The organism is Streptomyces sp. NPDC058525 (genome assembly GCF_042719495.1).
Lineage (GTDB): Bacteria > Actinomycetota > Actinomycetes > Streptomycetales > Streptomycetaceae > Streptomyces.
Genome location: NZ_JBHXNP010000124.1, coordinates 1 through 25,936 on the forward strand (window position 1 = coordinate 1; position 25,936 = coordinate 25,936).

Annotated in this window: 22 protein-coding genes and 1 pseudogene; 10 read left to right on the forward strand and 13 right to left on the reverse strand. The window is 72.1% G+C overall.

Annotated features, from left to right (window positions below; all coding sequences use genetic code 11):
- Positions 1-282: 282 nt before the first annotated feature.
- On the reverse strand, positions 283-540 hold the full coding sequence (locus ACFWP3_RS36865) for a hypothetical protein (protein ID WP_384230111.1): 258 nt from the start codon (positions 538-540) through the stop codon (positions 283-285).
- Complete coding sequence (locus tag ACFWP3_RS36870; protein WP_384230113.1) at positions 533-676, reverse strand: hypothetical protein; 144 nt, start codon at positions 674-676, stop codon at positions 533-535. Before ACFWP3_RS36870 ends, ACFWP3_RS36865 begins: the two co-directional genes overlap by 8 nt.
- Before the next feature lie 201 nt (positions 677-877).
- Here ACFWP3_RS36870 and ACFWP3_RS36875 point away from each other — a divergent pair, with 201 nt between their 5' ends.
- The 4 genes and pseudogenes from ACFWP3_RS36875 to ACFWP3_RS36890 all read left to right on the forward strand — a co-directional run bounded on the left by ACFWP3_RS36875 (position 878) and on the right by ACFWP3_RS36890 (position 3,267).
- On the forward strand, positions 878-1,981 hold the full coding sequence (locus ACFWP3_RS36875) for a helix-turn-helix domain-containing protein (protein ID WP_384230115.1): 1,104 nt from the start codon (positions 878-880) through the stop codon (positions 1,979-1,981).
- 16 nt (positions 1,982-1,997) lie between these two features.
- The gene (locus ACFWP3_RS36880) at positions 1,998-2,666 is read left to right on the forward strand and encodes a YdcF family protein (RefSeq protein WP_384230117.1); all 669 of its coding nucleotides are present in this window, start codon (positions 1,998-2,000) and stop codon (positions 2,664-2,666) included.
- A 42-nt stretch (positions 2,667-2,708) separates the two neighbouring features.
- A pseudogene (locus ACFWP3_RS36885) lies at positions 2,709-3,071 on the forward strand (XRE family transcriptional regulator); the annotation flags it as partial.
- On the forward strand, positions 3,034-3,267 hold the full coding sequence (locus tag ACFWP3_RS36890; RefSeq protein WP_384230119.1) for a hypothetical protein: 234 nt from the start codon (positions 3,034-3,036) through the stop codon (positions 3,265-3,267). The pseudogene ACFWP3_RS36885 and the gene ACFWP3_RS36890, both read left to right, overlap by 38 nt.
- Before the next feature lie 50 nt (positions 3,268-3,317).
- On the opposite strand, the gene cutA is transcribed toward ACFWP3_RS36890, so the two are convergent.
- The gene (cutA, locus tag ACFWP3_RS36895) at positions 3,318-3,644 is read right to left on the reverse strand and encodes a divalent-cation tolerance protein CutA (RefSeq protein ID WP_384230120.1); all 327 of its coding nucleotides are present in this window, start codon (positions 3,642-3,644) and stop codon (positions 3,318-3,320) included.
- Positions 3,645-3,802: 158 nt separating this feature from the next.
- Between cutA and ACFWP3_RS36900 the strand changes: the two genes are divergently transcribed.
- Together ACFWP3_RS36900 and pulA are read left to right on the forward strand one after the other, a co-directional pair.
- Positions 3,803-5,515, forward strand: a complete 1,713-nt coding sequence (locus ACFWP3_RS36900; protein WP_384230121.1) for a carbohydrate-binding module family 20 domain-containing protein — start codon at positions 3,803-3,805, stop codon at positions 5,513-5,515.
- A 97-nt stretch (positions 5,516-5,612) separates the two neighbouring features.
- The gene (gene pulA, locus ACFWP3_RS36905; RefSeq protein ID WP_384230123.1) at positions 5,613-10,973 is read left to right on the forward strand and encodes a pullulanase-type alpha-1,6-glucosidase; all 5,361 of its coding nucleotides are present in this window, start codon (positions 5,613-5,615) and stop codon (positions 10,971-10,973) included.
- Here pulA and ACFWP3_RS36910 read toward each other — a convergent pair.
- The 7 genes from ACFWP3_RS36910 to ACFWP3_RS36940 all read right to left on the reverse strand — a co-directional run bounded on the left by ACFWP3_RS36910 (position 10,960) and on the right by ACFWP3_RS36940 (position 17,772).
- Positions 10,960-11,496, reverse strand: a complete 537-nt coding sequence (locus ACFWP3_RS36910) for a GNAT family N-acetyltransferase (RefSeq protein ID WP_384230125.1) — start codon at positions 11,494-11,496, stop codon at positions 10,960-10,962. The genes pulA and ACFWP3_RS36910 overlap by 14 nt on opposite strands.
- Positions 11,497-11,516: 20 nt before the next feature.
- On the reverse strand, positions 11,517-12,233 hold the full coding sequence (locus tag ACFWP3_RS36915; protein ID WP_384230127.1) for a TetR/AcrR family transcriptional regulator: 717 nt from the start codon (positions 12,231-12,233) through the stop codon (positions 11,517-11,519).
- 23 nt (positions 12,234-12,256) lie between these two features.
- Entirely contained in the window at positions 12,257-13,300 is a 1,044-nt protein-coding gene (locus ACFWP3_RS36920; RefSeq protein WP_384230129.1) for a PDR/VanB family oxidoreductase, read from the reverse strand.
- Complete coding sequence (locus tag ACFWP3_RS36925; RefSeq protein ID WP_384230131.1) at positions 13,297-14,229, reverse strand: metal-dependent hydrolase; 933 nt, start codon at positions 14,227-14,229, stop codon at positions 13,297-13,299. Before ACFWP3_RS36925 ends, ACFWP3_RS36920 begins: the two co-directional genes overlap by 4 nt.
- Before the next feature lie 55 nt (positions 14,230-14,284).
- The gene (locus tag ACFWP3_RS36930) at positions 14,285-16,207 is read right to left on the reverse strand and encodes a hypothetical protein (protein WP_384230147.1); all 1,923 of its coding nucleotides are present in this window, start codon (positions 16,205-16,207) and stop codon (positions 14,285-14,287) included.
- 79 nt (positions 16,208-16,286) lie between these two features.
- Positions 16,287-17,084, reverse strand: a complete 798-nt coding sequence (locus ACFWP3_RS36935) for a tyrosine-protein phosphatase (RefSeq protein ID WP_384230133.1) — start codon at positions 17,082-17,084, stop codon at positions 16,287-16,289.
- Positions 17,085-17,193: 109 nt separating this feature from the next.
- Complete coding sequence (locus tag ACFWP3_RS36940) at positions 17,194-17,772, reverse strand: rhomboid-like protein (protein ID WP_384230149.1); 579 nt, start codon at positions 17,770-17,772, stop codon at positions 17,194-17,196.
- Positions 17,773-17,846: 74 nt separating this feature from the next.
- Between ACFWP3_RS36940 and ACFWP3_RS36945 the strand changes: the two genes are divergently transcribed.
- Both ACFWP3_RS36945 and ACFWP3_RS36950 read left to right on the forward strand, forming a co-directional pair.
- On the forward strand, positions 17,847-18,629 hold the full coding sequence (locus ACFWP3_RS36945) for a hypothetical protein (protein ID WP_384230135.1): 783 nt from the start codon (positions 17,847-17,849) through the stop codon (positions 18,627-18,629).
- Positions 18,630-18,687: 58 nt separating this feature from the next.
- On the forward strand, positions 18,688-20,187 hold the full coding sequence (locus ACFWP3_RS36950) for a PepSY-associated TM helix domain-containing protein (protein WP_384230138.1): 1,500 nt from the start codon (positions 18,688-18,690) through the stop codon (positions 20,185-20,187).
- 121 nt (positions 20,188-20,308) lie between these two features.
- On the opposite strand, the gene ACFWP3_RS36955 is transcribed toward ACFWP3_RS36950, so the two are convergent.
- Complete coding sequence (locus ACFWP3_RS36955) at positions 20,309-20,935, reverse strand: winged helix-turn-helix domain-containing protein (protein WP_384230140.1); 627 nt, start codon at positions 20,933-20,935, stop codon at positions 20,309-20,311.
- 477 nt (positions 20,936-21,412) lie between these two features.
- A complete protein-coding gene (glnII, locus tag ACFWP3_RS36960; RefSeq protein ID WP_384230142.1) occupies positions 21,413-22,432 on the reverse strand; it encodes a glutamine synthetase in 1,020 nt (339 codons plus the stop codon).
- A gap of 392 nt (positions 22,433-22,824) precedes the next feature.
- Between glnII and ACFWP3_RS36965 the strand changes: the two genes are divergently transcribed.
- Positions 22,825-23,697, forward strand: a complete 873-nt coding sequence (locus tag ACFWP3_RS36965; RefSeq protein ID WP_384230152.1) for a Gfo/Idh/MocA family protein — start codon at positions 22,825-22,827, stop codon at positions 23,695-23,697.
- Positions 23,698-23,747: 50 nt separating this feature from the next.
- On the opposite strand, the gene ACFWP3_RS36970 is transcribed toward ACFWP3_RS36965, so the two are convergent.
- Positions 23,748-24,317 carry a hypothetical protein gene (locus ACFWP3_RS36970; RefSeq protein ID WP_384230144.1) on the reverse strand — a complete coding sequence of 190 codons (570 nt, stop codon included), beginning with the start codon at positions 24,315-24,317 and terminating at the stop codon, positions 23,748-23,750.
- A 689-nt stretch (positions 24,318-25,006) separates the two neighbouring features.
- Here ACFWP3_RS36970 and ACFWP3_RS36975 point away from each other — a divergent pair.
- Positions 25,007-25,636 (forward strand): DinB family protein, encoded by a 630-nt coding sequence (locus ACFWP3_RS36975; protein ID WP_384230154.1) that lies wholly within the window; start codon positions 25,007-25,009, stop codon positions 25,634-25,636.
- The last annotated feature ends 300 nt before the right edge of the window (positions 25,637-25,936 follow it).

A 25,936-nucleotide genomic window follows, 5' to 3' on the forward strand; every position in this document is an offset into this window, starting at 1 on the left:
CTGTCAAGGGCGCTCCTTCGTCGCGTCGCTTCGCGATGGCCTCCGGCCACCCTTGACAGACCGTCCCGCCCCGGAAAGACAAGGACCGGCGGGAAGCCCCCAAAGGAACGGTCCACTGGTCCCTGATGCCCACCTACGGTCATCAGGGACCGAAGCCTTGGCACCGGGGCCCGGCCAGGTCCGCGTCAGGGCCGGACAGGGGGCCATGCCGGGCAGGGCGCAGCCCAACCCGCGCCAGGCAGCGGTGAGATGGTCATCCGGAGCCGGTAGCGCCTCAGATCGCTACGCGCTTGTCGTGTCTCGGCGTCTGCGGCCCGTCTGGGGCTGGTCATCGGCGGGGGCGACGTTGTCGACTGCCGTCGTGAACTCGAGGCCGGAGGCGACCCGGATGTACGCCAGTTCCATCCAATGGTCACGCAGGGCCGAGTCCGAGACGTTCTCGTTGATCACGGCCATCAGCTCCCCCTCGGCGCCGGAAGCGATGTCGCGGACGCGGTTGCGCAGCAGGCGATGCGGCACGTACTCGTACCGCTCAGCCATCGGACGGTCCCTCGATGGAGGCGATGAAACGCTTCCAGCCGATGCGAGCGCGGTCGAGGAGCTCTTCGCTGAGCTCGGGCCCGGTCTGCGGGCGCGGCCACGGGGTGGCTGTGGTTTCGGGGGCGTCGAGAGTCATCGGCGGGAGCTCCTCGCCCCTTCGGTATGCGGCCATGGGTTTCATGCCCGTGTCCCTCCAGAAGGTCCGTCGGCTGGTGTCACCACTCAGCCTGGACCGGTTCCAACGCTGCCGAAATGGCCCTCTGTTGTACTTCCGTTGCACTTGTGTCCCCCCGCTCGTGCGGGCAGTGCTTCGATAGCGGCAGGAAGGGAGCGACGCGTGGCGACCGTGCACCACTGGACCGGCCTGGAGGCCCGTGCCCTGCGGTTTGCGCTGCGGCTGAGCGTCCGATCGTTCGCAGGTCACCTCGGCGTCGGTATCCGGACGATCTCCAAGTGGGAGAAGCTCCTGGCCGCCACTGAGCCCCGCCAGGACACCCAGGCGATTTTGGATACTGCTCTGGCCCGCGCGGATGCCGCCGCCCATCTCCGGTTCGAGACGTTTCTGTCCGAAGGCGGGCGGACCGGCTCCTTGGCGGGCGGCCGCCAGGTCGCGACCAGCGGGCCGCCGGCTTGGGAGTACGAGTCGTGGACCGACGATCTCGACCGGGCCGTGGTGGCCCTCGCCCGGCAGGACTTCACCTTCGCCGACAGCCTGATCCGCCGCTGGCTCGGGCGCTTCAGAACGGCCTCCCTGGACGACAAGGGCCTGTATCTTTTCGCTCGTTCAACCGCCCTGCTGGGTGATCTACAGCGTGACCAAGGGGCCGTGCTCGGACCGCTGTCTGCCCAGCACTCCTATGCCTCGGCGAAGTCACTGTTCGGCCAGTTGGACATCCCCCGCCGCGTCGCTCAGCTCGACCTGTCCCTCGCGGTCGTCGCCGAGATGTCGGGGAAGCTGGAGATCGCCGCCCGGCAGTACGAATCGCTGGCCGTCGATGACCGGCTTTCCCGTCGTGACCGGGCCCGGGCCCGGCTGTGGGTGGGAACCGCCCTGAGCAAGGACGGAGACCACAGCTATGCCTCCCGTGTCATGCTCGCCGCGACCCGGGAGTTCGAGGAGCTTGATGAGCCCGAGGACTGGTCGGTCGCCCACCAGAAGCTCGCCCTTGCCCACCGCGGGGCCGGAGACCTGACCAATGCGCTGCACTTCATCGGCATCGCCCGCAGCACGGCCGCCACCGACGCGCCGATGCAGCGGGTCCGCCTGGAAACCGCCCGTGGTCACATCATGCTCTCCGATCCCGCCACCCGCGATGATGGGCTGACCATCCTCGACAAAGCCGCCAGACTGGCCGGGCGGTTCGGCCTCAGCCACCAGTTGGCCAGCATCGAGGGCATCAGGGCCATGAGCGAGGGGGCGTCCAGCCCCCGGCGACGGTGACCAGGGAGAAGAGCGCGTGACGGACATTCGGCAGACGATCACCGAGGACCAGTGGCGGCGGGCCAAGCTGATCTGGGACCACCACCGGATGGGCCACGACCTCGAGCCGGTGGATGTCGCGATCGGACTGGGCAGCCACGACCTCGGAGTTGCCGCGGCCTGCGCTGATCTCTATCTGGCGGGGCTGTTCCCGGTACTCGTGTTCACCGGCGGCAACAGCCCCACCACCCGGGATCGGTTCCCCCGCGGGGAAGCTGTCCACTTCCGCGAGCACGCCCTCGAACTGGGCGTTCCGGACGACGCGATCCTTGTCGAACCCAACGCCGCCAACACCGGTCAGAACATCACCCTCACCCGCGACCTCCTGGCCGCGAACGGCATTTCGCCGAAGACCGTGCTGCTCGTCTCCAAGCCCTACATGGAGAGGCGGTCCTTCGCCACCGCCCGCAAGCTGTGGCCGGAGGTCGAGATCCTCTGTGCGTCAGAGACCCTGGAGCTGGACGACTACCTCAAGAGCATCGGTGACGAGAAGCTCGTCCTGGACATGCTCGTAGGCGATCTCCAGCGGGTGATCGAGTATCCGAAGCTCGGGTTCGCCATCGCCCAGGATGTCCCGGAGGACGTGCGTGCCGCGTACGAATCCCTCATCCGCGACGGCTTCACCAGCCGCCTCATCGACTCCTGACGATCGACGCAGAGCGGAAGGGGCTGGACGGACGAGCTGCCGGTCCGCCGCTGGTTAGGGGATGCTGAGCTGGTACCGCACGCGCGCAACCGGGCTGACGCCGTCAGGGTGTTGGGTGCTCTGACCGTTTCCACTCGTATCCGCATCACTCTGGAGCACCTGGCGGCCCTTGGCGCCCTGGAGGGGCTCGAGGCCCGCTACAGCGCCCACGAGGACGCCGTGAACCACATCAGCCTGTCGGTGTTCCGGTTCGATGACGACGTCTTGGTGACGCCCCACCTCGCCCGGGTCATCGGACACGACTCCCCGATGATGCATCTCCGCCGCCAGGGCGACGGGGGTATGTTCGACAGGTTCCGGGATCACGGTGAAGAGCTGTGGGAGCGAGGAGAGTCCGTTCTCTGACCTGCGGTCGCAGGGGCGCGCTGCCGGCCCTGTCGAACCGAGCCGCACCGCGTCCCGGCTCGACCTCTTCGAGCGCCGCCGCCGTGCCCTGGCCACCGTCCATGCCACCGGCAGCAACGCCGACCCCGCGTTCCGTCCCGCGATGGAGGACCTCCGCGCCGTCGAAGCCGAAGCCGAGCAGTCCGCCGCGCTGTGAGCTGGAAGTGGGAGTACCACCCCGACGAAGAGGTCCTGTAGGGGTGTCGCCTACTCCGGCGTCGTCTCCTCCGTGATCCAGGCCAGGTATTCCGGTGAGCCGGTCTCCACCGCGAGGACGATCCATTCCGGGACGTCGTAGCCGTGTTCCTGGGTGACCCATGCGCTCAGGGCCGGGAGGCGGGACCGGGTGGTCTTGTATGAGATGCGCCATTCCGTGGCCGTTTCGACCGTGCCCTTCCAGCGGTAGGCCGCCGTGAGCGGGGCGTCGATGTGGGCGCACGCGGCCAGGCGGGCTTCCACCGCGCCCCGGGCCAGTTCGGCCGCGCGGTGTTCGCCGTCGATGGTGGTCTGCGCGATCACGATGTCCGTCGGCACGTCGCCTCCTGCGGTGTTCGGTGACCCCGGGGACATGAGCGGCCCCGGAGGACACGTCGGGGAAACAATTCTGCAATCTCTTGCGCAAGCTCTTGCAGGGGCGGGTTTCGGCCCATACGGTCGCGTGCAATCCCCACCTCTCCGCCAGGAGGCCCCACATGCCCCGCACCCGTAGAGCGTTGACGGCCGCCGCCGTCGCCGTAGCCGCGTTGGCCGCCGCCGCGCTCACCGCGCAGGCGCCGCAGGCGCAGGCCGTGCCCCCCGGCGCCAAGGACGTCACCGCCGTGATGTTCGAGTGGCGGTTCGAGGCCGTGGGCCGGGCCTGTGGCGAGAGTCTCGGGCCCGCCGGGTACGGGTACGTCCAGGTCTCGCCCCCGCAGGAGCACATCCAGGGGCCGCAGTGGTGGACGTCGTACCAGCCCGTCAGCTACAAGATCGCCGGTCGGCTCGGGGACCGGGCCGCCTTCAAGGCCATGGTCGACACCTGCCACGCCGCCGGCGTGAAGGTCGTCGCCGACTCCGTCATCAACCACATGGCCGCCGGCGACGGGACGGGGACCGGGGGGAGCTCGTACACCAAGTACGGGTACCCGGGCATCTACTCCGGATCCGACATGGACGACTGCCGGGCGGTCATATCCAACTACCAGGACAAGGCCAACGTCCAGAACTGCGAGCTCGTGCAGCTGGCGGACCTGGACACCGGTGAGGACTACGTGCGCGGCCGCATCGCCGGGTACCTGAACGACCTGCTCTCGCTGGGCGTCGACGGGTTCCGCATCGACGCCGCCAAGCACATGCCCGCCGCCGACCTCGCCAACATCAAGTCCCGGCTGACCAATCCGGGCGCCTACTGGAAGCTGGAGGCGATCCACGGGGCGGGCGAGGCCGTCTCGCCCAGTGAGTACCTCGGCAGCGGGGACGTGCAGGAGTTCCGGTACGCGCGCGACCTCAAGCGCGTCTTCCAGAACGAGAACCTGGCCTACCTGAAGAACTTCGGCGAGGCGTGGGGCTACATGCCGGGCGGCCAGTCCGCCGTCTTCGTCGACAACCACGACACCGAGCGGGGCGGCGACACCCTCAGCTACAAGGACGGCGCGCACTACACCCTCGCCAACGTGTTCATGCTGGCCTGGCCCTACGGGTCCCCGGACGTGCACTCCGGCTACGAGTGGACCGACAAGGACGCCGGCCCGCCGAACGGCGGTGCGGTGAACGCCTGTTACACAGACGGCTGGAAGTGCCAGCACGCCTGGCGGGAGATCTCCTCCATGGTCGGCTTCCGCAACGCGGCCCGCGGCCAGTCCGTCACCGACTGGTGGGACAACGGCGGCGACCAGATCGCCTTCGGGCGCGGCTCCAAGGCGTACGTGGCGATCAACCACGAGGCGAGCGCCCTGACCCGCACCTTCCAGACCTCGCTCCCGGCCGGCGACTACTGCGACGTGCAGAGCGGGCGGACGGTCAACGTGAGCTCCGCCGGCCGGTTCAGCGCCACCCTGCCCGCCGGGACCGCCGTCGCCCTGCACGCCGGCGCCCGAACCTGCTCCGGCGGTACGACGCCCCCGCCGTCGGCGGCCTCCGGCGCCTCCTTCGCCGTCAACGCCACCACCGTGCCCGGGCAGAACATCCACGTCGCCGGGGACCGCGCCGAGCTCGGCGCCTGGAACACCGCCGGCGCGCCCAAGCTCGACCCGGCCGCCTACCCCGTCTGGAAGCTCGACGTCACGCTCCCGCCCGGCACGTCCTTCGCGTACAAGTACGTCCGCAAGGACGCCTCCGGCAACGTCACCTGGGAGAGCGGCGCCAACCGCACGGCCACCGTTCCCGCGAACGGCAAGGTCACGCTGAACGACACCTGGCGCAACTGACCCACCCGTCCCACAGACCAGGGCTGCCCGGCATCCACACCCCGCCACCTCGCCGGGCAGCCCTCATTCACGCGACACGTACACAAGGAGATCCGCCTTGATACGCCCTGCCGCAGGAGCCCTCGCCGCCGCCCTGGCCGTGACGCTGCTGCCCGCCCTCCCCGCCGCGGCGGCCACCGCCAAGGCGCCCGCCCCGCCCTCGGACGCCAAGCTCGCCGCGCAGCCGGCCCGGCACGACCTGACCCGCGAGCAGTTCTACTTCGTGCTCCCGGACCGGTTCGCGAACGGCGACCCCCGCAACGACCGGGGCGGCCTCACCGGCTCCCGCCTGGAGACCGGCCTCGACCCGACGGACAAGGGCTTCTACCAGGGCGGCGACCTCAAGGGGCTCACCGACCGGCTCGACTACATCAAGGGTCTGGGGACGACGGCCATCTGGATGGCGCCGATCTTCAAGAACCAGCCGGTGCAGGGCAACGGCGACGACGTCTCTGCGGGCTACCACGGCTACTGGATCACCGACTTCACGCAGGTCGACCCGCACTTCGGTACCAACGCCGACCTTGAGCGGCTGATCGACAAGGCCCACGGGAAGGGGATGAAGGTCTTCTTCGACGTCATCACCAACCACACGGCCGACGTCGTCGACTACCGGGAGGCGTCCTACTCGTACCTGTCGAAGGGGGCGTTCCCCTACCTGACCAAGGACGGGGTGCCCTTCGACGACTCCGACTACGCGGACGGGAAGGGGAAGTTCCCCAAGACCGGGGCCGGATCCTTCCCGCGGACCCCGTTCGTCCCCGACGCCAAGAAGAACCTCAAGGTGCCGGCCTGGCTCAACGACCCGCAGATGTACCACAACCGGGGCGACTCCACCTTCGCCGGCGAGTCCTCCGAGCAGGGCGACTTCTTCGGCCTCGACGACCTGTGGACCGAGCGTCCCGAAGTCGTCAGCGGGATGGAGAAGATCTACCGGAAGTGGGTCGAGGAATTCGATATCGACGGCTTCCGCATCGACACCGTCAAGCACGTCAACCTGGACTTCTGGAGCCAGTGGGCCACCGCCCTCGACGCGTACGCGGCCAAGCGCGGCCGGGACGACTTCTTCATGTTCGGCGAGGTCTACTCCGCCGACACGGCCGTCACCTCCCCGTACGTGACGCGCGGACGCCTCGACTCCACCCTCGACTTCCCGCTCCAGGACGCGATCCGCTCGTACGCCGCCCAGGGCGCGGGAGCCGGCCGGCTGGCCGCCGTACTCGGCGACGACTACCGCTACACCACCGACAAGGCCAACGCCTACGAGCAGGTGACCTTCCTCGGCAACCACGACATGGGCCGCTTCGGCACCTTCCTGAAGCAGGACCGGCCGGGCGCGGGGGAGCAGGAGCTGCTGGACCGCTACCGGCTGGCCAACGAGCTGATGTTCTTCTCCCGCGGCAATCCGGTGGTCTACTCCGGTGACGAGCAGGGCTTCACGGGCGCGGGCGGCGACAAGGACGCCCGCCAGCCCCTCTTCGCCTCCCGGGTCGCCGACTACCTGGACGACGATCAGCTCGGAACGGTGCGCACGCACGCGAGCGACGCTTACGATCCGGAGCACCCGCTCTACAAGCAGATCAGTGCTCTCTCCAAGCTGGCCAAGGACCACCCCGCCCTGCGCGACGGCGTCCAGAGCGAGCGCCTCGCCGACGGCTCCGTATACGCCTTCGCCCGGACCGACCCGCGCAGCCGCACCGAGTACCTGGTCGCCGCGAACAACGCGCCCGAGTCCAGGTCCGTGGAGATCGACGCCCCGGCCGGCACCCAGTACCGCACCCTGTACGGCGGCACCGCGCTGCTGCGCGCCTCGGCGGCCGGCAAGCTCACCGTCACCGTCCCCGCCTTCGGCTCGGTCGTCCTCCAGGCCACCGCCCCCCTCGCCGTCCCCGCCGCCAAGCCCGCCCTGACCCTCAAGGCCCCGGCCCCCGGCGCCACCGGCACCGTCGAACTCACCGCCGACGTCCCCGCCCACGTCACCGGCGGCGGCAGCCCGGCCCGGGTCGTCTTCGCCGCCCAGACCGGCAACGGCCCCTGGCAGGTCCTCGGCTCCGCCGACCACGCCCCGTACAAGGTCACCCAGCACATCACCGCCCCCGCCGGAACGGCCCTGCGCTACAAGGCCGTCGTCGTGGACGCCGCCGGCCGCACCGCCGGCGCGCTCGCCCAGTCCGCCGCCGGACAGGTCCCGCCGAAGGAGACCCCGACCACCACCCAGCGCGACTACGCCGTCGTCCACTACAACCGCCCCGACGGCGACTACACCGACTGGCGGCTCTACGCCTGGGGTGACATCGCCGAGGGCGAGGCGACTCCCTGGCCCGAGGGCCACGCCTTCACCGGCCGCGACGCCTACGGAGCCTTCGCGTACGTCAAACTGAAGCCCGGCGCCTCCTCCGTCGGCTACCTCGTCATCGACAAGGACGGCAACAAGGACGTCGCCGCCGACCGCACCATCGACGTGACGAAGACGGGCGAGATCTGGCTGGAGCAGGGCAAGGAACCCGCCCGCACCGAACGCCCCGCCCACCCGCCGCAGGACACCACCAAGGCCGTCCTGCACTACCAGCGTCCCGACGGCGCCTACGAGGGCTGGGGACTGCACGTCTGGACCGGCGCCGCGACCCCCACCGACTGGTCCAAGCCGCTGCTCCCCACCCGCACCGACGCCTACGGCGCCGTGTACGAGGTCCCGCTCGCGGCCGGAGCCACCAGCCTCTCCTACATCCTCCACAAGGGCGACGAGAAGGACCTCCCCTCCGACCAGTCCCTCGACCTGAAGGCCACCGGCCACGAGGTCTGGATGCTGGGCGGCAAGGAGAAGTACCTCCTCCCGCAGCCCGCGGGCTCCGCCGCCGCCCTGGACCTCACCAAGGCCCAGGCCGTGTGGATCGACCGCGACACCCTCGCCTGGAACGCCCCCGCGGCCGCCGCCTCCGCCCAGCTCCTCGCCTCCCGCGACGGCGCCGTCAAGGCCGAGAACGGCACCCTGCGCGAGAACGGGGCCCAGTGGCTCCGCCTGAACCGCACCGAGCTCACCGCCGCCCAGAAGCAGAAGTTCCCGCACCTGGCCGCCTACTCCGCCTTCACCGTCGACCCGCGCGACCGCCACCGGGTCCGCGAGGCCCTGCGCGGCCAGCTCGTCGCCAGTGCCCGCGCCGCGAACGGCGCGGTCCTCGCCGCCACCGGCGTACAGCTCGCCGGGGTCCTGGACGACCTGTACGCCACGACCGCCGCACTCGGCCCCGTCTTCAAGGACGGCCGCCCCACCCTCTCCGTCTGGGCCCCGACCGCCCAGGAGGTCTCCCTCGAACTCGACGGCCGCACCGTCCCCATGCGCCGCGACGACACCACCGGCGTCTGGTCGGTGCGCGGCGAGCGCTCCTGGACCGCGAAGCCCTACCGCTACGCCGTGACCGTATGGGCGCCGAGCACCGGACAGGTCGTCCGCAACCTCGTCACCGACCCCTACTCCACGGCCCTGACCGCCGACTCCACGCACAGCCTGGCCGTGGACCTCGCCGACCCGAAGCTCGCCCCGCCCGGCTGGAAGGACCTGCGCAAGCCCGCGCCCGTCCCCTTCACCTCCGCCCAGATCCAGGAGCTCCACATCCGCGACTTCTCGGTCGCGGACCGCACCTCGAAGCACCCCGGCCAGTACCTGGCCTTCACCGACACCGGCTCGGCGGGCATGGCCCACCTGCGCGGCCTGGCCGACTCCGGCACCTCGTACGTCCACCTCCTGCCCGCCTTCGACATCGGCACCATCCCGGAGAAGGCCGCGGACCGCACCGAACCCGCCTGCGACCTCGCGGTGTACGCCCCCGACTCGCAGGAGCAGCAGGCCTGCGTGGCCGCCGCGGCCGCGAAGGACGCCTACAACTGGGGCTACGACCCGCTGCACTACACCGTCCCCGAGGGCAGCTACGCCAGCGACCCGAACGGCACCGCCCGCACGGTCGAGTTCCGCAGGATGGTCCAGTCCCTCAACGGGGCCGGGCTGCGCACCGTCATGGACGTGGTCTACAACCACACCGTCGCCTCCGGACAGTCGGACAAGTCCGTCCTGGACCGCATCGTCCCCGGCTACTACCAGCGGCTGCTGGCCGACGGCAGCGTCGCCACCTCCACCTGCTGCGCCAACACCGCCCCCGAGAACGCGATGATGGGCCGGCTCGTCGTCGACTCGATCGTCACCTGGGCGAAGGACTACAAGGTCGACGGATTCCGCTTCGATCTGATGGGCCACCACCCGAAGGCCAACATCCTCGCCGTCCGCAAGGCCCTCGACGGGCTGACCGTCGCCAAGGACGGGGTCGACGGCAAGAAGATCGTCCTGTACGGGGAGGGGTGGAACTTCGGCGAGATCGCCGACGACGCCCGCTTCGTGCAGGCCACGCAGAAGAACATGGCCGGCACCGGCATCGCCACCTTCTCGGACCGGGCGCGCGACGCGGTCCGCGGCGGCGGCCCCTTCGACGAGGACCCGCGCGTCCAGGGCTTCGCCTCCGGCCTGTTCACCGAGCCCAACGGATCGCCCGCCAACGGCACCCCGGCCGAGCAGAAGGCCCGCCTCCTGCACGCCCAGGACCTGATCAAGGTCGGCCTGTCCGGCAACCTCGCCCCCTACACCTTCACCGACACCGCCGGCCGCCGCGTGAAGGGCTCCGAGGTGGACTACAACGGCTCCCCGGCCGGCTACGCGGCCGCCCCCGGCGACGCCCTCGCCTACGCCGACGCCCACGACAACGAGACCCTCGCCGACGCCCTGACCTACAAGCTCCCGCCGGCCACCAGCGCCGCGGACAAGGCCCGGATGCAGGTCCTGGCCATGGCCACGGCCACGCTCTCCCAGGGCCCGGCCCTCTCCCAGGCGGGCACCGACCTGCTCCGCTCCAAGTCCCTCGACCGCAACTCCTACGACAGCGGCGACTGGTTCAACGCCCTGCACTGGGACTGCCGCGACGGCAACGGCTTCGGCCGCGGCCTGCCCCCGGCCGCCGACAACGCCTCCAAGTGGCTGTACGCGAAGCCCCTGCTGACCACCCCGGCCCCCGGCTGCGCCGAGATCACCGGAGCCTCGGCCGCCTACCGCGACCTGCTGCGGATCCGCACGACCGAACCGGCCTTCGCCCTCACCACGGCGCAGGCGGTCCAGGACCGGCTGTCCTTCCCGCTCTCCGGCACCGAGGAGACCCCGGGGGTGATCACCATGGTCCTCGGCGACCTGGTGGTGGTCTTCAACGCCACCCCCACCGCCCGCCCCCAGCGCGTCCCCGCCCTCGCGGGCACCGGCTACGCCCTGCACCCGGTGCAGGCCGCCGGCTCCGACGCCACCGTCAAGCGGTCCACGTACGACGCGACGACAGGAGAGTTCACCGCCCCCGCCCGCACCGTCTCGGTCTTCACACGGCGCTGAGCCGGTCCAGCCGCTTCTCCAGCAGGATCACCCCGTAGACCCTGCCGTCCTTCCCCTCCTTGTGGGGGAACTCCCCGACCACCCGGTAGCCCGCACCCCGGTAGTACGCGAGCAGCCGGGGGTTGGTGGAGACGCAGTCCAGCCGCGCCCGCTCCCGCCCGGTCCGCGCGATCCGCCGCTCGGCATGCTCGAGCATGCGGCGCCCGGTTCCGGCGGGCGCGGCCTCGCGGGCCACCATCAGCCGGTGCACATAGCCCGCGACGGGCGGCTGAACCCCCCAGGCCTCCTCGTCGGACCACCACAGTTCGTACGCCCCGCAGACCTGCCCGTCGGCGTCGGCGGCGATCCACACCTCGCCGTCGCGCATCTTCGACCGGAAGTGCGCGGCGTCCTTGTCACCGGGCTTCCACTGCTCGATCCCGTGCTTCTGCATCCAGCGGGCGGCCTGGTCGTAGAGCCGCACCAGCAGGCCGGCGTCCTTCTCCTCGGCGCGCCGGAACAAGATGCCGTCGTCAATGATCACGCGGGCATTATCGAGCAAGATCACCTCGGGTCGGGCACCCCGGGCGGAACCAGGGCCGCGAGCCGCCCGACGAGCTCCCCGAAGGGCCCGTCCGCGGGTTCGTCGGCCAGGATCCGTACGAGGATCCCCGCCATCTCCGCGTCGTACGCCGCGCTCACCGCGGCCAGCGCCGCGAAGTCGTGCACCAGCTGCAACTCCAGCTCGGCCCGGGGGATCCGCCGCCCGTCCAGCCAGATCAGCGCGGTGGACTCGGCCAGCGACACCCAGGACCGCACCACCAGTTCCAGCCGGGCCGGCGGGTCCTGCACGCCGATGCCCAGGTGCGCGAGGATCTGCTCGTACGCGGCCTGCCGCACCTCGTCGATCATGGCGTTGGTCTGGCTGCTGCCCACCGCCGGGCCGCCGCGCATCAACGCCGAGAAACCCGGCCCGTGTTCGTCGACGAACGAGAAGAACCGCCCCATCACGCGCAGCAGCCGGGCCCCGAGCGGCCCCTCCTGCGGCTCCACGAACCGCAGCGCCAGCTCGTCGGCGGCCCGCCGCAGCGCGGCCTCGTACAGGCTCAGCTTGCCCGGGAAGTAGTGGTAGACGAGCGGCCGCGATATGCCCGCGGCCGCGGCGATCTCGTCGATCGACACATCGTCGGGGGAGCGGTGGCTGAACAGCTCCAGGGCAACCCCGATCAGCTGCTGCCGCCGCTCCTCGACACCCATCCTGCGCCGCACCCCGGTTGTCATGCGGACACCCTAGTACGGACAGGTCACAGGTCCAGGGCGAGGTGACCGTCCTTCGCGCGCGAGACGCACAGCAGCATGGAGTCCTCCCGTTCGCCGTCCGTGAGCAGCTCGTCGCGGTGTTCCACCTCGCCCGCGAGCACCCGCTGTTGGCAGGTCCCGCAGAAGCCCTGCTCGCAGGAGTACGGGGTGTCCGGCAGCTCCCGGCGCACCGCGGCCAGCGCGGACTCGGCCGCGCCCACCTCTACCGTGCGCCCCGAGCGCCGCAGTTCGACGGTGAAGGGCCGGGCCGGGCCCGGCGCCGGGGGCGCAAAGCGCTCCAGGCGGACCGCGGCCGGGTCCGCGGCCGCCGCCGTGACGGCCGCCATCAGCGGCTCCGGACCGCAGCAGTAGACCAGCGTGCCCGGCCGGGCCGCGGCGAGCACCGACAGGTCGGGCAGGCCCGCCTCGTCCTCGGGGACGACGGTGACCCGGTCGCCGTGGACCGCCAGGTCGGCCAGGAAGGGCATCGAGGCGCGCGAGCGGCCCCCGTAGAGGAGGGTCCAGTCGGCGCCCGCCGCCGTGGCCGCCCGGAGCATCGGCAGGATCGGGGTGATGCCGATGCCGCCCGCGACGAACACGTACGAGGGGGCCGGGACCAGCTCGAACCGGTTGCGCGGCGGCCGCAGTTCCAGCTCCGCGCCCTCGACCAGCAGGGCGTGCGCCTCGCGGGACCCGCCGCGGCCGTCCTCGATCAGCCGGACCGCGATCGTGTACGTACCGGCGTCGGCCGGGTCGCCGCACAGCGAGTACTGGCGGACCAGGCCCGAGGGCAGGACGACGTCCACGTGCGCGCCCGGGGTCCAGGCCGGGAGCTCCGGGGACTCCACGGTCAGCCGGAGCACCCCCTCGGCCGGTTCGGTACGGGAGACGATCAGCGCGCGCAGCGGCCGGCGCGGCGAGTACCCCGAGACGGGGGTTCCCAGGGCGGGCAGCGGCCAGAGCGGGGAGGCCGCGATGCGGCGGCTCAGGGCCCGCCGGGCCACCCAGGCCGCGCCGGCGACGGCGGTGACCGCGAGGGCGCGCCTCATGCCTTCACCCCGCTGTTCACGCCGCTGTCCACGCCGCCGGCCGGGCCGCCGTTCGCACCGGGGGAGGCGGCCAGATAGGCCACCGCCTGGGCCGTCGAGCCCTCCTGCGAGGGGTGGTAGGTGCGGGCGAGGTACTTCGGTATGGACTTCAGCATGGCGCCGGTGGACGGCAGGACGCCCTGCTGCCCGGCCCGGAAGAACTGGCCGAAGGAGGCCTTGCCGTCCACCAGGTGCGGATCGTTCTCCATGAAGAAGCGCACGCCCCGCTGCCACAGGAACACCAGGGCCGAGAAGGCGGTCGCCCAGGTCCGCGCGCGGCGCCGGTAGCCGCCGTCCACGTGCATGAACAGGTCGAAGGCCACCGAGCGGTGCTCGACCTCCTCCGCCCCGTGCCAGCGCAGCAGGTCGAGCATCATCGGGTCGGCGCCGCGCCGGTCCAACTCGTCGGCGTTCAGCACCCAGTCGCCCAGGAACGCCGTGTAGTGCTCGATCGCGGCGATCATCGCGACCCGCTCCATCAGCCACCAGTGGCGCGCCCTGCCCGGCGGCAGGGTCCTGTCGCCCAGCAGCTTCTCGAAGAGCCAGTCGACCTGCGCCGTGTACGGGGTCGGATCCAGCCCCAGCCGCTTCAGGTGGGGCAGTACGTCGTCGTGGGCGGCGGCGTGCATGGCCTCCTGCCCGATGAAGCCGACCACGTCCGCGCGCAGCCGCTCGTCCGTGATGTGCGGGAGCACCTGTTTGTAGACGTGCACGAACCACCGCTCGCCCGCGGGGAGCAGCAGGTGCAGCACATTGATCATGTGCCCGGTGAAGGGATCGTTCGGCAGCCAGTGGAGCGGGGTGTCCTCCCAGCCGAAGGACACGTTCCGGGGCCTCAGGTCCACGTGTTCCGACGCCACGGGGGCGGGCGCGAGCGGCGTATTAGACATGGCGTCAATGTACTGATGGGTAAGGGAGAGGAGAACCCCTCTGCGCGGACTTCTCTCAGCGCAGCGCCCCGGCCTTCGTCCCGTCCGTCAGCTTGCCCGACAGATCGACCTGCGCACCGGCCGGCGCCTTCACCGCCAGCCGGTTGCCGTTCGCCGACCCGCTCACCCCGCCGCCCGACACCGACAGCGAGGCGAACTGCGCACTGCCCGCCGCCAGGACGTACCACTGCCCCGCACGAGACTTCCACAGTACGCCCGCCAGCACCCGCGGCTCCCGCGGCCCGCACGCCGGCGAACCCTCCGACCGGGCGGCCTGCGCCGCGAGCGGCGCACCCGGCGCCAGGAACTGCGCCTGCACCCGGTCCGCCGAACCCTGCCAGGTCTCCGCCCGCGTACACAGCCAGGTCGCCGTCCCGTCGCCCTCGGGCAGCGGCTGCTTGGCGTACGTCCACGCGTTGACCGTACGGACCCCGTGCGAACGCACCGACGGCAGCAGGCAGGCGATCCGCGACCAGTCCCCGAGCTCCGCCGCCTCCGTCACATCGCGCTCCGCACCCGGCGCACCCGACGTCAGCCGGGCCGGGGTCAGTTCACCGAGGTCGGTGATCAGCCGCGTCGCCCCGTCGCCGGTCAGCGCGAGGGCGTTCCAACCGGTGCAGCTGCCCGCCGGAGCGGGGCTCGGCACCGGCGGGGTCACCCCGTCCGGAGCCGGCTTCAGCGCCACCGCCGCCTCACCCGGCTTGAGCAGGTCCCGCAGGGCCGCGCCGGTGACCCAGGGGGCGGTGAGGTAGCGGACGTTGCCGTCGACCCGGCTGAGCACCAGGGCCGTCGCCGTGTCCGCCGAGGCGCCGTCGGTCCGCGCGAAGTCCAGGGCGGCGCCGGTGGTCCCGGCGAGCGGCTCCGCGTACCGGACCACCCGCAGCCCGTCGTACAGCAGGACCACGACCGCCTGGTCCACGGCGCCGGCGAACAGCAGCTGCGCCGGACCCATCGGCGGCCCCGACGGGGTCCCCGGAGTTGCCGAGACGACCACCGAGGCACCGGGACGGGCCCACACGGCCAGCGCCCGGCGCAGCAGCCCGGTGTCGTCGGCGCGGTCGCCGCGGGCGGGCCACGCGGAGAAGCCCGTACGGGAGGACGTGCGCCAGAGCGCCGGCGCGGCCCGCAGCAGCTTGCCGGGATCCAGCGCCTGCTCGGCCGCGGCGTTGCGGGAGTACGGCGGAGCGGCGGCCCCGTCCGCACCCCAGCCCCCGCCCGGCAGCGCGAGCAGCGCCCCGCACACCGCGAGCGCGGCCCCGGCGGCCAGCCCGGCCCGCACCAGCCGGCGCCGCCGCAGCAGGTCGGTGGGCCGGGCCTGGAGCACGCACGGGTCGAACTCGGGCGAGGCGAACAGCGAGTCGTGCGCCGGATCCCCGGACTCCGCGACCGCCGCGGCCGGATCGGCCACCCCGGCCTCGTCCAGCACCCGCAGCACCTCCGGCTCCGGCAGCCGCTCCAGCGCCCGCAGCACGCAGGCGGCCCGCCCGGCCCCGTCGAGCGTGGCCAGCCACTGGTCGAGCGCCAGCTCCTCGGCCCCGCCGGCCCGCGGGAACAGCCGCAGCCCCCACACCTGCGGCAGCAGCGGCGGGAGCTGCGCACGGCGCGGCAGCGCCCGGAACGTCAGCGGAACCCCGGCCTCCAGGGCGGCGCGCAGCACGCGCAGCCGCACGTACGCGTACCCGGCCTCACCCTCGCCGCCGCGCTGGCCCGGCACCCCGCCGCGCACGGCCGCCGCCGCGTCCCGCCGCCCGCGCGGCAGGGCCCGCTGGACCAGCGAATGGGCGGTGAGCACCCGGCGGTTGCGGCCGAGGGCGGGCGGCAGCACCAGGTAGGCCAGCCGCACCAGCCGCGGGTAGTGCTCGACGATGGCGGCCTCGGCCTGCTCGACATCGGGAGACGGGACGAGGGTGGCGGTATCCGGCGCAGTCACGTTCAGCAGAACGAGCGAATCGTCGGATGGTCACCCGCCCGGCCGGGCGGAAACCCCCCGCCGGCCGGCCGGATCCGAAAAGGGCGGCCTAGGCCAGGCGGGTGCGCAGCGCCTCGACCGTCTCGTCGGAGACGCCGAGTCCCTCGCGCACGTACTTCTCCATCGAGCCGTAGCGCGTCTCGACCTCCGTCAGCGCGGACTCCAGGTACGAGGGGAAGACGCCGATCAGCGCGAGCGCGATGTCCGGGTCGCCGCCGGCCGCCGTGAAGCCCTCGATCATCGGGGCGAAGGCCTGCTTGACCGCCGGGTTCACCGACAGGTACTCGGCCATCAGCGTCTCGTCGTCCGCGCCCAGCAGCGACAGGATGACCGTGGCGCCCCAGCCGGTGCGGTCCTTGCCGGCCGTGCAGTGGAAGAGCAGCGGGCCGGCCTCCGCGGCGGCGGCCTCGGTGAGCAGCAGCCGGTACGCGGCCTGGGCGGAGCCCGTCTGCACGAAGGAGCGGTAGACGTCGCCGAACAGGGCCTGCGCCTTGCCGCCGCCCAGGTGCTCCTCGGCGACGACCGGGTCGGACAGCAGGTCCTTGAGCTGGGCGGCCGCGGGCATCCGGCCCACACCCGCGTTCATCTTGTCCGCCAGCACGTCGGCGACCAGCAGCCGGGCCCCGGCGGGTATCCGGTCGGGGTGGTCGGCGCGCTCGGCGTCGGTGCGGAAGTCGATGACGGTCCGCACCCCCAGCGCGGCCACCGCGGGGTCGGAGTCGAGGTCGAGCCGGTCGAGCTGGCCGGAGCGCAGCACCAGGCCCGGACGGACGGTGCGGCCGCCGGAGAGCGGGGTGCCGCCGAGGTCGCGGAGGTTGGCGACGGTGGTGGCGGGGGTGGCGGTCATCGTGGTGGCTCCAGCGGTGTGCGAGTTACTCGTGTCATGAAGCGGTTGGTGCGCGGGGTGCGGCTGATTCCGGTCGCGCAGAAAGTGCGTTTCGCGCGGTTCGTGCAGCTCAAGCGATTTTCTGATGTTTCGCTCCGGAAAGACAATCGAGGGCCAGCGAGACCCCGATGCCGATCCCGAGGGCCGCCAGGTGTCCGGCGTCCGTGAAGGTCCGCCCCCGTTTGACGACCGGCGCCGCGGCGAGCGCCAGCAGCCCGACCCGGGCGGTCGTGCGGACGATGCCGCGCGGCAGGGCCGAGGTCAGGGATCCGAGCACGGCGTTGAAGCCGTAGCTGGTCCCCACGTCCAGGGCGCGCCGGGTGTCCGGATCGGCCGTCCTGCGCAGGGCGCCGTACACGAGGAGGGTCGCCGCGGCGTGCCCGAACAGGAACACCGCGGCCGTCCACCAGGCGCCGTAGGCGTACTCGGCGTATCCGAGGACGGCGAGGAGCAGCAGCGCGTACGGCAGCGGCATGGGCTCCTCGACGACGAGAGCGCTGGTCAGCAGCGTCTCCCAGCGCCCGGCGGCGAGATTGTCGACATTCGTGGAGCAGGTGCGGAGCAGTCGCTCCCGCTCCTCCTGTCCCATCCGCTCCAAGGCGTACGCCCCGAGCTGGACCCCACCCGCGTACACGGCTCCCAGCGGCATTGGATTCACCCGACCATGATCGGATACGGCCCTCTGGCGGACACCACCGGGCCCCGTGCGAGCATGTTCCGGCCATGCTCCAGCACCCCGCGCCGATGCGCGCCACGCGGGCCGCGATGTTCGCGGCGGTGTGTACCGCTTTGGGTGCGGTGGGGCATTCGCACATGTCCGGCGCGGACGTTCCCCTCCCGGGCCTTATGGGTGCATTCGCGGTGACCGGTGCCCTGGCCTGGGCCGCCGCGGGCCGTCGCCGGGGACCGGCGGGGATCGCCACCTCGGTGCTCGCCGTCCAGGGGGTGCTGCACCTCCTCTTCTCCGGCAGCCAGGCCGCGAAGCCCGCACCCTCGGCGGCGCACCACCACATGCCGGCCATGGACATGGGCGCGATGGCCGCCGCAGCCCCGGGCGGCGCGGCGCACACGGCCCGGACGGCGGAGACGGCCGGCATGACGGACATGGCCGGCATGCCGTCGGACGTGGCGGGCGCGGCACCCGACATGGCCGGCATGGCCGATATGGCGGGCATGGCCGGGCACGGCGGGGTCGGGATGATCGCCGCGCACGTGCTGGCCGGACTGTTCTGCGCCGCCTGGCTGGCGTGGGGCGAGGCCGCCGTCTTCCGGCTGGCCCGGACCCTGGGCGCCGCCGCCCTCCACGCGGCCCGGCCGCTGTCCCGCGCGCTCGCCCTGGCCGGGGCGCGGGTGGCCGCCGTACCGGTCCCGCTCGCGCCCGTCCCCCCGTACGAACGGCCGCGCAGCCTGCGCGGGGCCGTGCACGCCTATGCCGTGGTGCGGCGCGGCCCGCCCGCGGGCCGAGCCTTCCGCACCACGGCCCCCGGCTGCCCCGCCCGCGTCTGAGCGAGGCGGCGAGACCTGGGGCCGGTTCCCCATGTCTTCGCCAACACCTAGGACCACCATGTCTCTTGACGAGGTTCGCGACGTCCCGACCCGGGACGCCGATTCAGCCGACGCGGCAGGCATAGCCGACGCGGCCGACACATCCGCCACGGCCGACACCTCCGCCCCGGCCAACCGCCGCGGCGGCGGCTGGGCCGCCCTGCGGCCGCTGCTCCTGCGCATGCACTTCTACGCGGGCCTGCTGATCGCCCCGCTGCTGTTCCTCGCCGCCGCCACCGGCCTGCTCTACGCCGCCTCGTGGCAGGCCGAGAACGTCATCTACTCCGACGAGCTCACCGTCTCCCGCGTCGGCGAGAGCGCCCTGCCGCTCAGCGCCCAGGTCGAAGCGGCCCGGGGCGCCGCGCCCCAGGGCGAGGTCGTGTCCGTATGGCCCGCGCCCGAGGCCGACGCGACGACCCGGGTGATCATGGAGAGCGAGGGGCTCCCGGAGGGAGAGACCCTCACCGTCTTCGTCGACCCGTATACGGCCGAGGTGCGCGGCCGGCTCGCCACCTCCGGCGACGCGCTGCCGCTGCGGACGTGGCTGAGCGAGTTCCACTCCAGCCTCCACCTCGGGGAGTTCGGCCGGAACTACAGCGAGCTCGCCGCGAGCTGGCTGTGGGTGGTCGCGCTCGGCGGACTCGCCCTGTGGATCGGCCGCCGCCGCAAGCGCAAGGCCGACCTCGTCCTCCCGGACCGCAAGGCCACCGGCCTGCGCCGGACCCTGTCCTGGCACGGGGTCGTCGGACTCTGGTCCGTCGCCGGCCTCGTCGTCCTCTCCGCCACCGGCCTGACCTGGTCGAAGTACGCCGGCGAGAACATCGGGCAGCTCCAGGACAGCCTCGGCGGCGCCACCCCGGCCGTCTCCGCCCAGCTCACCCCCGGCGCCGAAGCGGGCGGCTCCGACGAACACGCGGGCCACACCATGCCCGAGGGCACCGAGATGCCCCCGCCCGCACCGACCGCCGACATCGGCATCGACAAGGCCGTCGACGCCGCCCGCGCCGCCGGGGTCACCGAGTACCTCCAGATCACCCTCCCCGCCAAGGGCAAGGGCTACGTGGTCAAGGAGAAGGACAAGCAGGTCCCGGTCCACCTCGACGCCGTCTCCGTCGACCCGGCCGACGGCCGGATCATGGACGAACTGCGCTTCGCCGACTACCCCCTGCTCGCCCAGATGACCCGCTTCGGCATCGACGTGCACATGGGCCTGACCTTCGGGCTCGCCAACCAGATCGCGCTGGCCGCACTCGCCGTCGGGCTGATGTTCCTCGTCTTCTGGGGCTACCGGATGTGGTGGCTGCGCCGGCCGACGAAGGACCGCAGGCTGTCCGTCGGCCGCGCCCAGCCGCGCGGAGCCTGGCGCAAGGTGCCGGTGACCGTGATGCTGCCGCTGGCCGCGGCGACCGCCGTCGTCGGCTGGTTCGTCCCGATGCTCGGCATCAGCCTGCTCGTGTTCCTGGCGTTCGACCTGCTGCTCGGCTTCATCGCCGCGCGCCGGGCCAAGGCCGCCGCCTAGCCGCGGCCTGGCCGCTGCCTAACCGCTGACCGGCCGCTGACCGGCCGTCACGCCGAGGGCCCGTACTCCCTGGGGGAGTACGGGCCCTTCGCGTACGTCGATCAGTTGGGCTCGGGGGTGCTCAGGGGGCGTACTTGTAGCCCACCCGGCGCACCGTCTGGATCGCCCCGCGGTGCGCGGCGCCCAGCTTGCGGCGCAGGCGGGCGACGTGGACGTCCACGGTCCGGCCGTCGCCGACGTGGCCGTAGCCCCACACCGTGGTCACCAGCTGGTCCCGGCTGTGCACCCGGTGCGGGTGCTTCACCAGGTGCGCGAGGAGCTCGAACTCCAGGTAGGTCAGGTCGAGCACCCGCCCGTCGACCTCGGCGGTGCGCTGCGACGGGTCGATGCGGACCAGGGTGTCGCCCTCGGAGGCGGAGGCGGAGGCGGAGGCGCGAGCGGAGGGTGCCGCCGTCACCGGTGCCGGCGGTGCGGACACGGCCTGCGGGGCGAAGGCGACCGGCTGCTGCTGGTCGGCCGGCACCAGGACCAGGTAGCCGACCATCGGCGGCTGGCCGGGCAGCGCCGGGAGGGTGTGCTGCGGCGCGGGCAGCCAGGTGGCGCCGGGCGGGAGCAGGTCGACCACCCGGGACACCTCGTCCCGGTCCACGGCCCGCAGCCGGTGGCGCGGACTGGGCGGGAAGGTCAGGTGGGTGGCGGTCCCGGCGGACGCGGCGGTCGCGAGGGGACGGGTCTGGGTCTGGGTCATGAGTGGTCAGCTCTTTCACGCGGAGTGGTCGGCAGGAGACGTACGGAGGGACGTCGTCGATGTCGTACCGCGCAGACCGAAGGCCTCGACGCAGATCAGGAGGTCGATCCGGAGGCTTTAGAGGGCCGGCGCGTTCTTCGCGCGGCAACACACCCGGTCGAAATCGTGGTCCTGACGGGACGGCCAGAACGGCTCGAGGTCCCTGCGACCTGACGAGGTGTGCGAGTGGCTGGCCATGCGTCCATTCAAGCAGACGGGCGGGTACGGGGGCAGACCTCGTCTCACGTCGTGGAGCGGAATCCCATATTCCCTCGAGCGACTCGCCTCAATACGGGACACAACACCCGGAGATCCGGTGGCGCCGGCGCACGACGACGCCCGCCGGGCCTGAGGCGGCCCGACGGGCGTCGGTGGCGTACGAGGTGGCGCGGGGAGGCGCGGGGAGGGGAGGTACGCCGGGGAGTTGGGGGCGAGGCCCTAGACCAGGTCGTCCTTCTCCAGGCCCGTGCAGCAGGTGTCCGTGATGAGACGGGTCACCACGTACGGGTCCACGTTGGCGTTCGGGCGGCGGTCCTCGATGTAGCCCTTGCCGTCCTTCTCCACCTGCCACGGGATGCGGACCGAGGCGCCGCGGTCCGAGACGCCGTAGCTGAACTCGTTCCACGGGGCCGTCTCGTGCAGGCCCGTCAGACGCTCGTCGATGCCGGCGCCGTAGTTCTTCACGTGGTCCATCGGCTTGCTGCCGTCGCCCAGCGCCTCGCACGCGGAGATGATCGCGCGGTAGTCCTCGCGCATCGCCTTCGTCGAGAAGTTGGTGTGCGCGCCCGCGCCGTTCCAGTCGCCCTTCACCGGCTTCGGGTTCAGCGTCGCCGACACGTTGAAGTCCTCGGCGGTGCGGTAGAGCAGCCAGCGCGCGATCCACAGCTGGTCGGAGACCTCCAGCGGGCCCACGGGACCGACCTGGAACTCCCACTGGCCGGGCATGACCTCGGCGTTGATGCCGGAGATGCTCAGGCCCGCCGCCAGGCAGTGGTCCAGGTGCTTCTCGACGATCTCGCGGCCGAAGATCTCGTCCGAGCCGACGCCGCAGTAGTAACCGCCCTGCGCGGCCGGGAAGCCGTTCACGGGGAAGCCGAGCGGACGGGTGCCGTCGAAGAAGGTGTACTCCTGCTCGATGCCGAAGATCGGCTCCTGCCCGGCGAACTTCTCGGCGACCGGACGCAGCAGCGCGCGGGTGTTCGACTCGTGCGGGGTCATGTCGATGTTCAGGACCTCGCACAGCACGAGGACGTTGTCCCCACCGCGGATCGGGTCCGGGCAGGAGAAGACCGGCTGCAGGACGCGGTCGGAGGCGTGGCCCTCGGCCTGGTTCGTGCTCGATCCGTCGAAGCCCCAGATCGGCAGCACGTCGCCGTCGGCCAGGATCTTCGTCTTGGAGCGAAGCTTCGCCGTCGGCTCGGTGCCGTCGATCCAGATGTATTCAGCCTTGTAGCTCACGGGCCCCATCCTCAGACTCTGCGGTGCTGCTGGTCGCTGCTTCATCTCGCGGCTTCGTCGCTGCGGTGATGACCGCAGCGTGCCCGCCCGCGATTTCCCTTCCGTTGCCCATGTGTGAACCCCGTGTTACCGAGGTTTGCACCGTAGGTCGGGTGGGTTGTGCGGGCTGGTCGCGGGTTGGGGGAGGCACACCTGTCCGGGTGGGGCAGACTGGGCGGGTGAGCATTTTGTCTGATGTGACCTCTGCCGGAGACCCCACCGAGAACCGTGCCGAGAGCGGCGCCGAGAGCGGTGCCGAGCGGGCTGCCGAGGATCCAGCCGCGCACCCTGCCGCGCGTCCGGCCGCGCGTCCGGCGGGGGATGCCGCCGCGGGATCCCGGCCCCGGGTCGGACTGCTGGGCACCGGGCCCTGGGCGCACCGCACGCACGCCCCCGCCCTCGCCGCGCACACCGGCTCCGAGTTCGCCGGCGTGTGGGGCCGCCGGCCCGAGGCGGCGGCCGAGTTGGCCGAGGCGTACGGCGTGAAGGTGTACGAAGACCCCGACGAACTGTTCGCCGACTGTGACGCCGTGGCCTTCGCCCTGCCGCCGGACGTACAGGCCCCGCTCGCCGTCCGCGCCGCCGCCGCCGGCTGCCACCTGCTGCTCGACAAGCCCGTCGCCACCACGGTCGAGGACGCCCGCGCCGTCGCCGACGCCGCCGCGCGGCACCAGGTCGCCACCGTCGTCTTCTTCACCCTCCGCTTCGCCGAGCCCACCGCGGGCTGGGTCGCGGAACAGGCCGCCCGCCCCGGCTGGTTCACGGCCGCCGCGCACTGGCTCGGCGCCGTCTTCCCGCCCGACGGCACGCCCAGCGCGTACGCCGCCTCGCCCTGGCGCAAGGCCAAGGGCGGGCTGTGGGACGTCGGCCCGCACGCGCTGTCCGTACTGGTCCCGATCCTCGGCGACGTCACCTCGGTCAGCGCCACCCGGGGCCCCTCCGACGTGGTCCAGCTGGCCCTGCGGCACACCTCCGGCGCCGCCAGCACCGCCGTGCTCAGCCTGGGCGCGCCGAAGGCGGCCGCCGGGGTGGGCCTGGAACTGCGCGGCACCGAGGGCGTCCAGACACTGCCCGGCTGGAGCGACGTACCCGGCGCCTACGGGCGCGCCCTGGACGCACTGCTCACGGCGGCCCGCACCGGCGTGGCGGACCCGCGCGGGGCGGAGTTCGGGGTGCGGGTGACGGAGATCCTGGCGGAGGCGGAGGGGCAGTTGCCTACGGAGTGAGGGGGGTGGGGGAGTGAGGGATTGGGGGGAGTGGTGGCGGTCGGTGGCCGCTACTTGATCAGGGCGTTCGCCACGATGATGGCCAGTCCGATCGTGGCGTCGGCCAGCCCTATGAGCAGCGCGGAGCGCAGCCGGTAGCCGACCCGGATCGCCACGCACGAGCCCCACGCGAACAGCAGGGCGGTGTTCAGGCCGAGGCCGACGGCGGTCACGCCGTACGAGTCCCAGCCCGTGAGCCCGGCGAGGACGAGGAGTAGCACGGTGGGCAGGGTGGCCACGATCATCGGCCACTCGTGCCACAGCGCCGTGACCAGCAGCCGCCACCGGTGTCCTGCGGAGCCCTGCTGATGGGTGGTCATGTGGTGCGAGTAGCCGTGCGCGAGCCCGGCCGTCACCGCGGTGACGACCACCCAGCTGGCGTCGTAGAACGGGGTGTAGTCCCCGCCCTTCTGGTCCAGCGCCGCCAACAGCCCACTGGCCAGCACCGTCCCGTAGACCCCGCCGAACATCCAGTCCGCCCCGCGACGGGGCGGGGGGAGGGGGGCCGGGGTGGGTGTGGGGGTGGTGTCGGAGGCCGTGGTGGAGGGGGAGGTTGGGATTCCGGGCTGCTGGTGGTTCACTCCGTGGTCCTTTGATGCGGTAAGCACCGATTTGGTGCTCCGCACACCCTACGGGGAGCGGGCGTGAGGGCGGGGTGAGCGAGGGGTCGGGGGAGTGAGGGAGGGGGAGTGGGGGAGTGAACGAGGGGGAGTGAATGGGCGGGCGGGGCTTCGGGTACTGCGGGGCCTGATTCCGGCTGATGCTGATCAGGGAGGGTTTGGGGGTTTCCCGCCCGTCCTACTGTCCTTCCGGGTCGGGCCGCCCTGTCAAGGGCGCTCCTTCGTCGCGTCGCTTCGCGATGGCCTCCGGCCACCCTTGACAGACCGTCCCAACCCGAAAAGACAAGGACCGGCGGGAACCCCCCAAAAGAACGGTCCACTGGTTCCATATGCCCACCTATGGACATCAGGGACCGGCACCTTGTGTCCGGGGGCCAGCAGGATCCCCGCCCGGGGCGACCGGCAGCCCATTCCCCGACGGTGGCCGCCCAACCCGCACCAAACAGCGGCGAGAAGCCCATCCGGAGCCGGTAGGCGCGCCAGATCGCTACGCGCTCCTCATCTCTCAGCGTCCGACGGCCGTCTGGGGCTGGGAACGGGTGCGGGTGCGTGGGTGTGTCGGTGTGCGGGTGCGGAAAATGAGACGCGGTTTCTGGGGTGCTCTGACAGGCTGGCGCGTCAGTTTTGCCCTGCCGCTCGTCACAGGAGTGATCGTGATTCCGCCTCGTCTGGTCCCGTTGGTGCAGCAGTTCGACTTTGCGCGCGAGCGCCTCACCAACCGCATGTCAGGGCCTGTCATGGACAGCGGTGACGGGACCGATACGAAGGTCGGGCCGATGACCGGGGAGGAGTTCCTCTGGGAGCCGGTGGGGGGATGTTGGTCGGTGCGGCGACGGACGGAGGGGCCCGGACCGCGTGCCACTCTGCTGGCCGGCACGGGTGACTGGGGGCGCGACGCGGCGAAGTACCCGCACCCCTGGCCGCCGCCGTTCACCACCATCGCGTGGCGCCTGAGCCACCTCAGCGAAATGCTGACCCTGCGCGCCGACCACACTGCCGGCAGCCGCACGCGGACCCGCGACGACTATCCCGTCAGCGGGAACGTCGAGGAGGCGGTCGCGGCATTCGACACTGCCGCCGACGCCTGGCGGAAGGCGCTGCTGAGCGTCGACGACGCCGCACTGGACACCGTGGGGTACTGCACCTACCCACACGGCAGCGACGCGGAAGAACCCTTCATCGACATCGCCTGGTGGGTCAACCAGGAAGTACTGCACCACGGCGCCGAGATCGCCCTCCTCCGCGACCTCCACCGCGAACGGCAGCACACCCCCGAATGAGCCCCTGACCGCTGTCTGTCGCCTATTACCAGCCCCAGACGGCCGTCGGACGCTGAGAGATGAGGAGCGCGTAGCGATCTGGCGCGCCTACCGGCTTCCGATGTGCTTCTGGTCGCTGTTTGGTGCGGGTTGGGCGGCACCCGTCGGGGAAGAGCTCCTCGCCGGGCCCGGGCGGGGATCCTGCTGGTCCCCGGTGACAAGGTGTCGGTCCCTGATGGGCATGGGTGGTGGTCATGACCCAGTGGACCGTTCTTTTGGGGGGTTCCCGCCGGTCCTTGTCTTTTCGGGTTGGGACGGTCT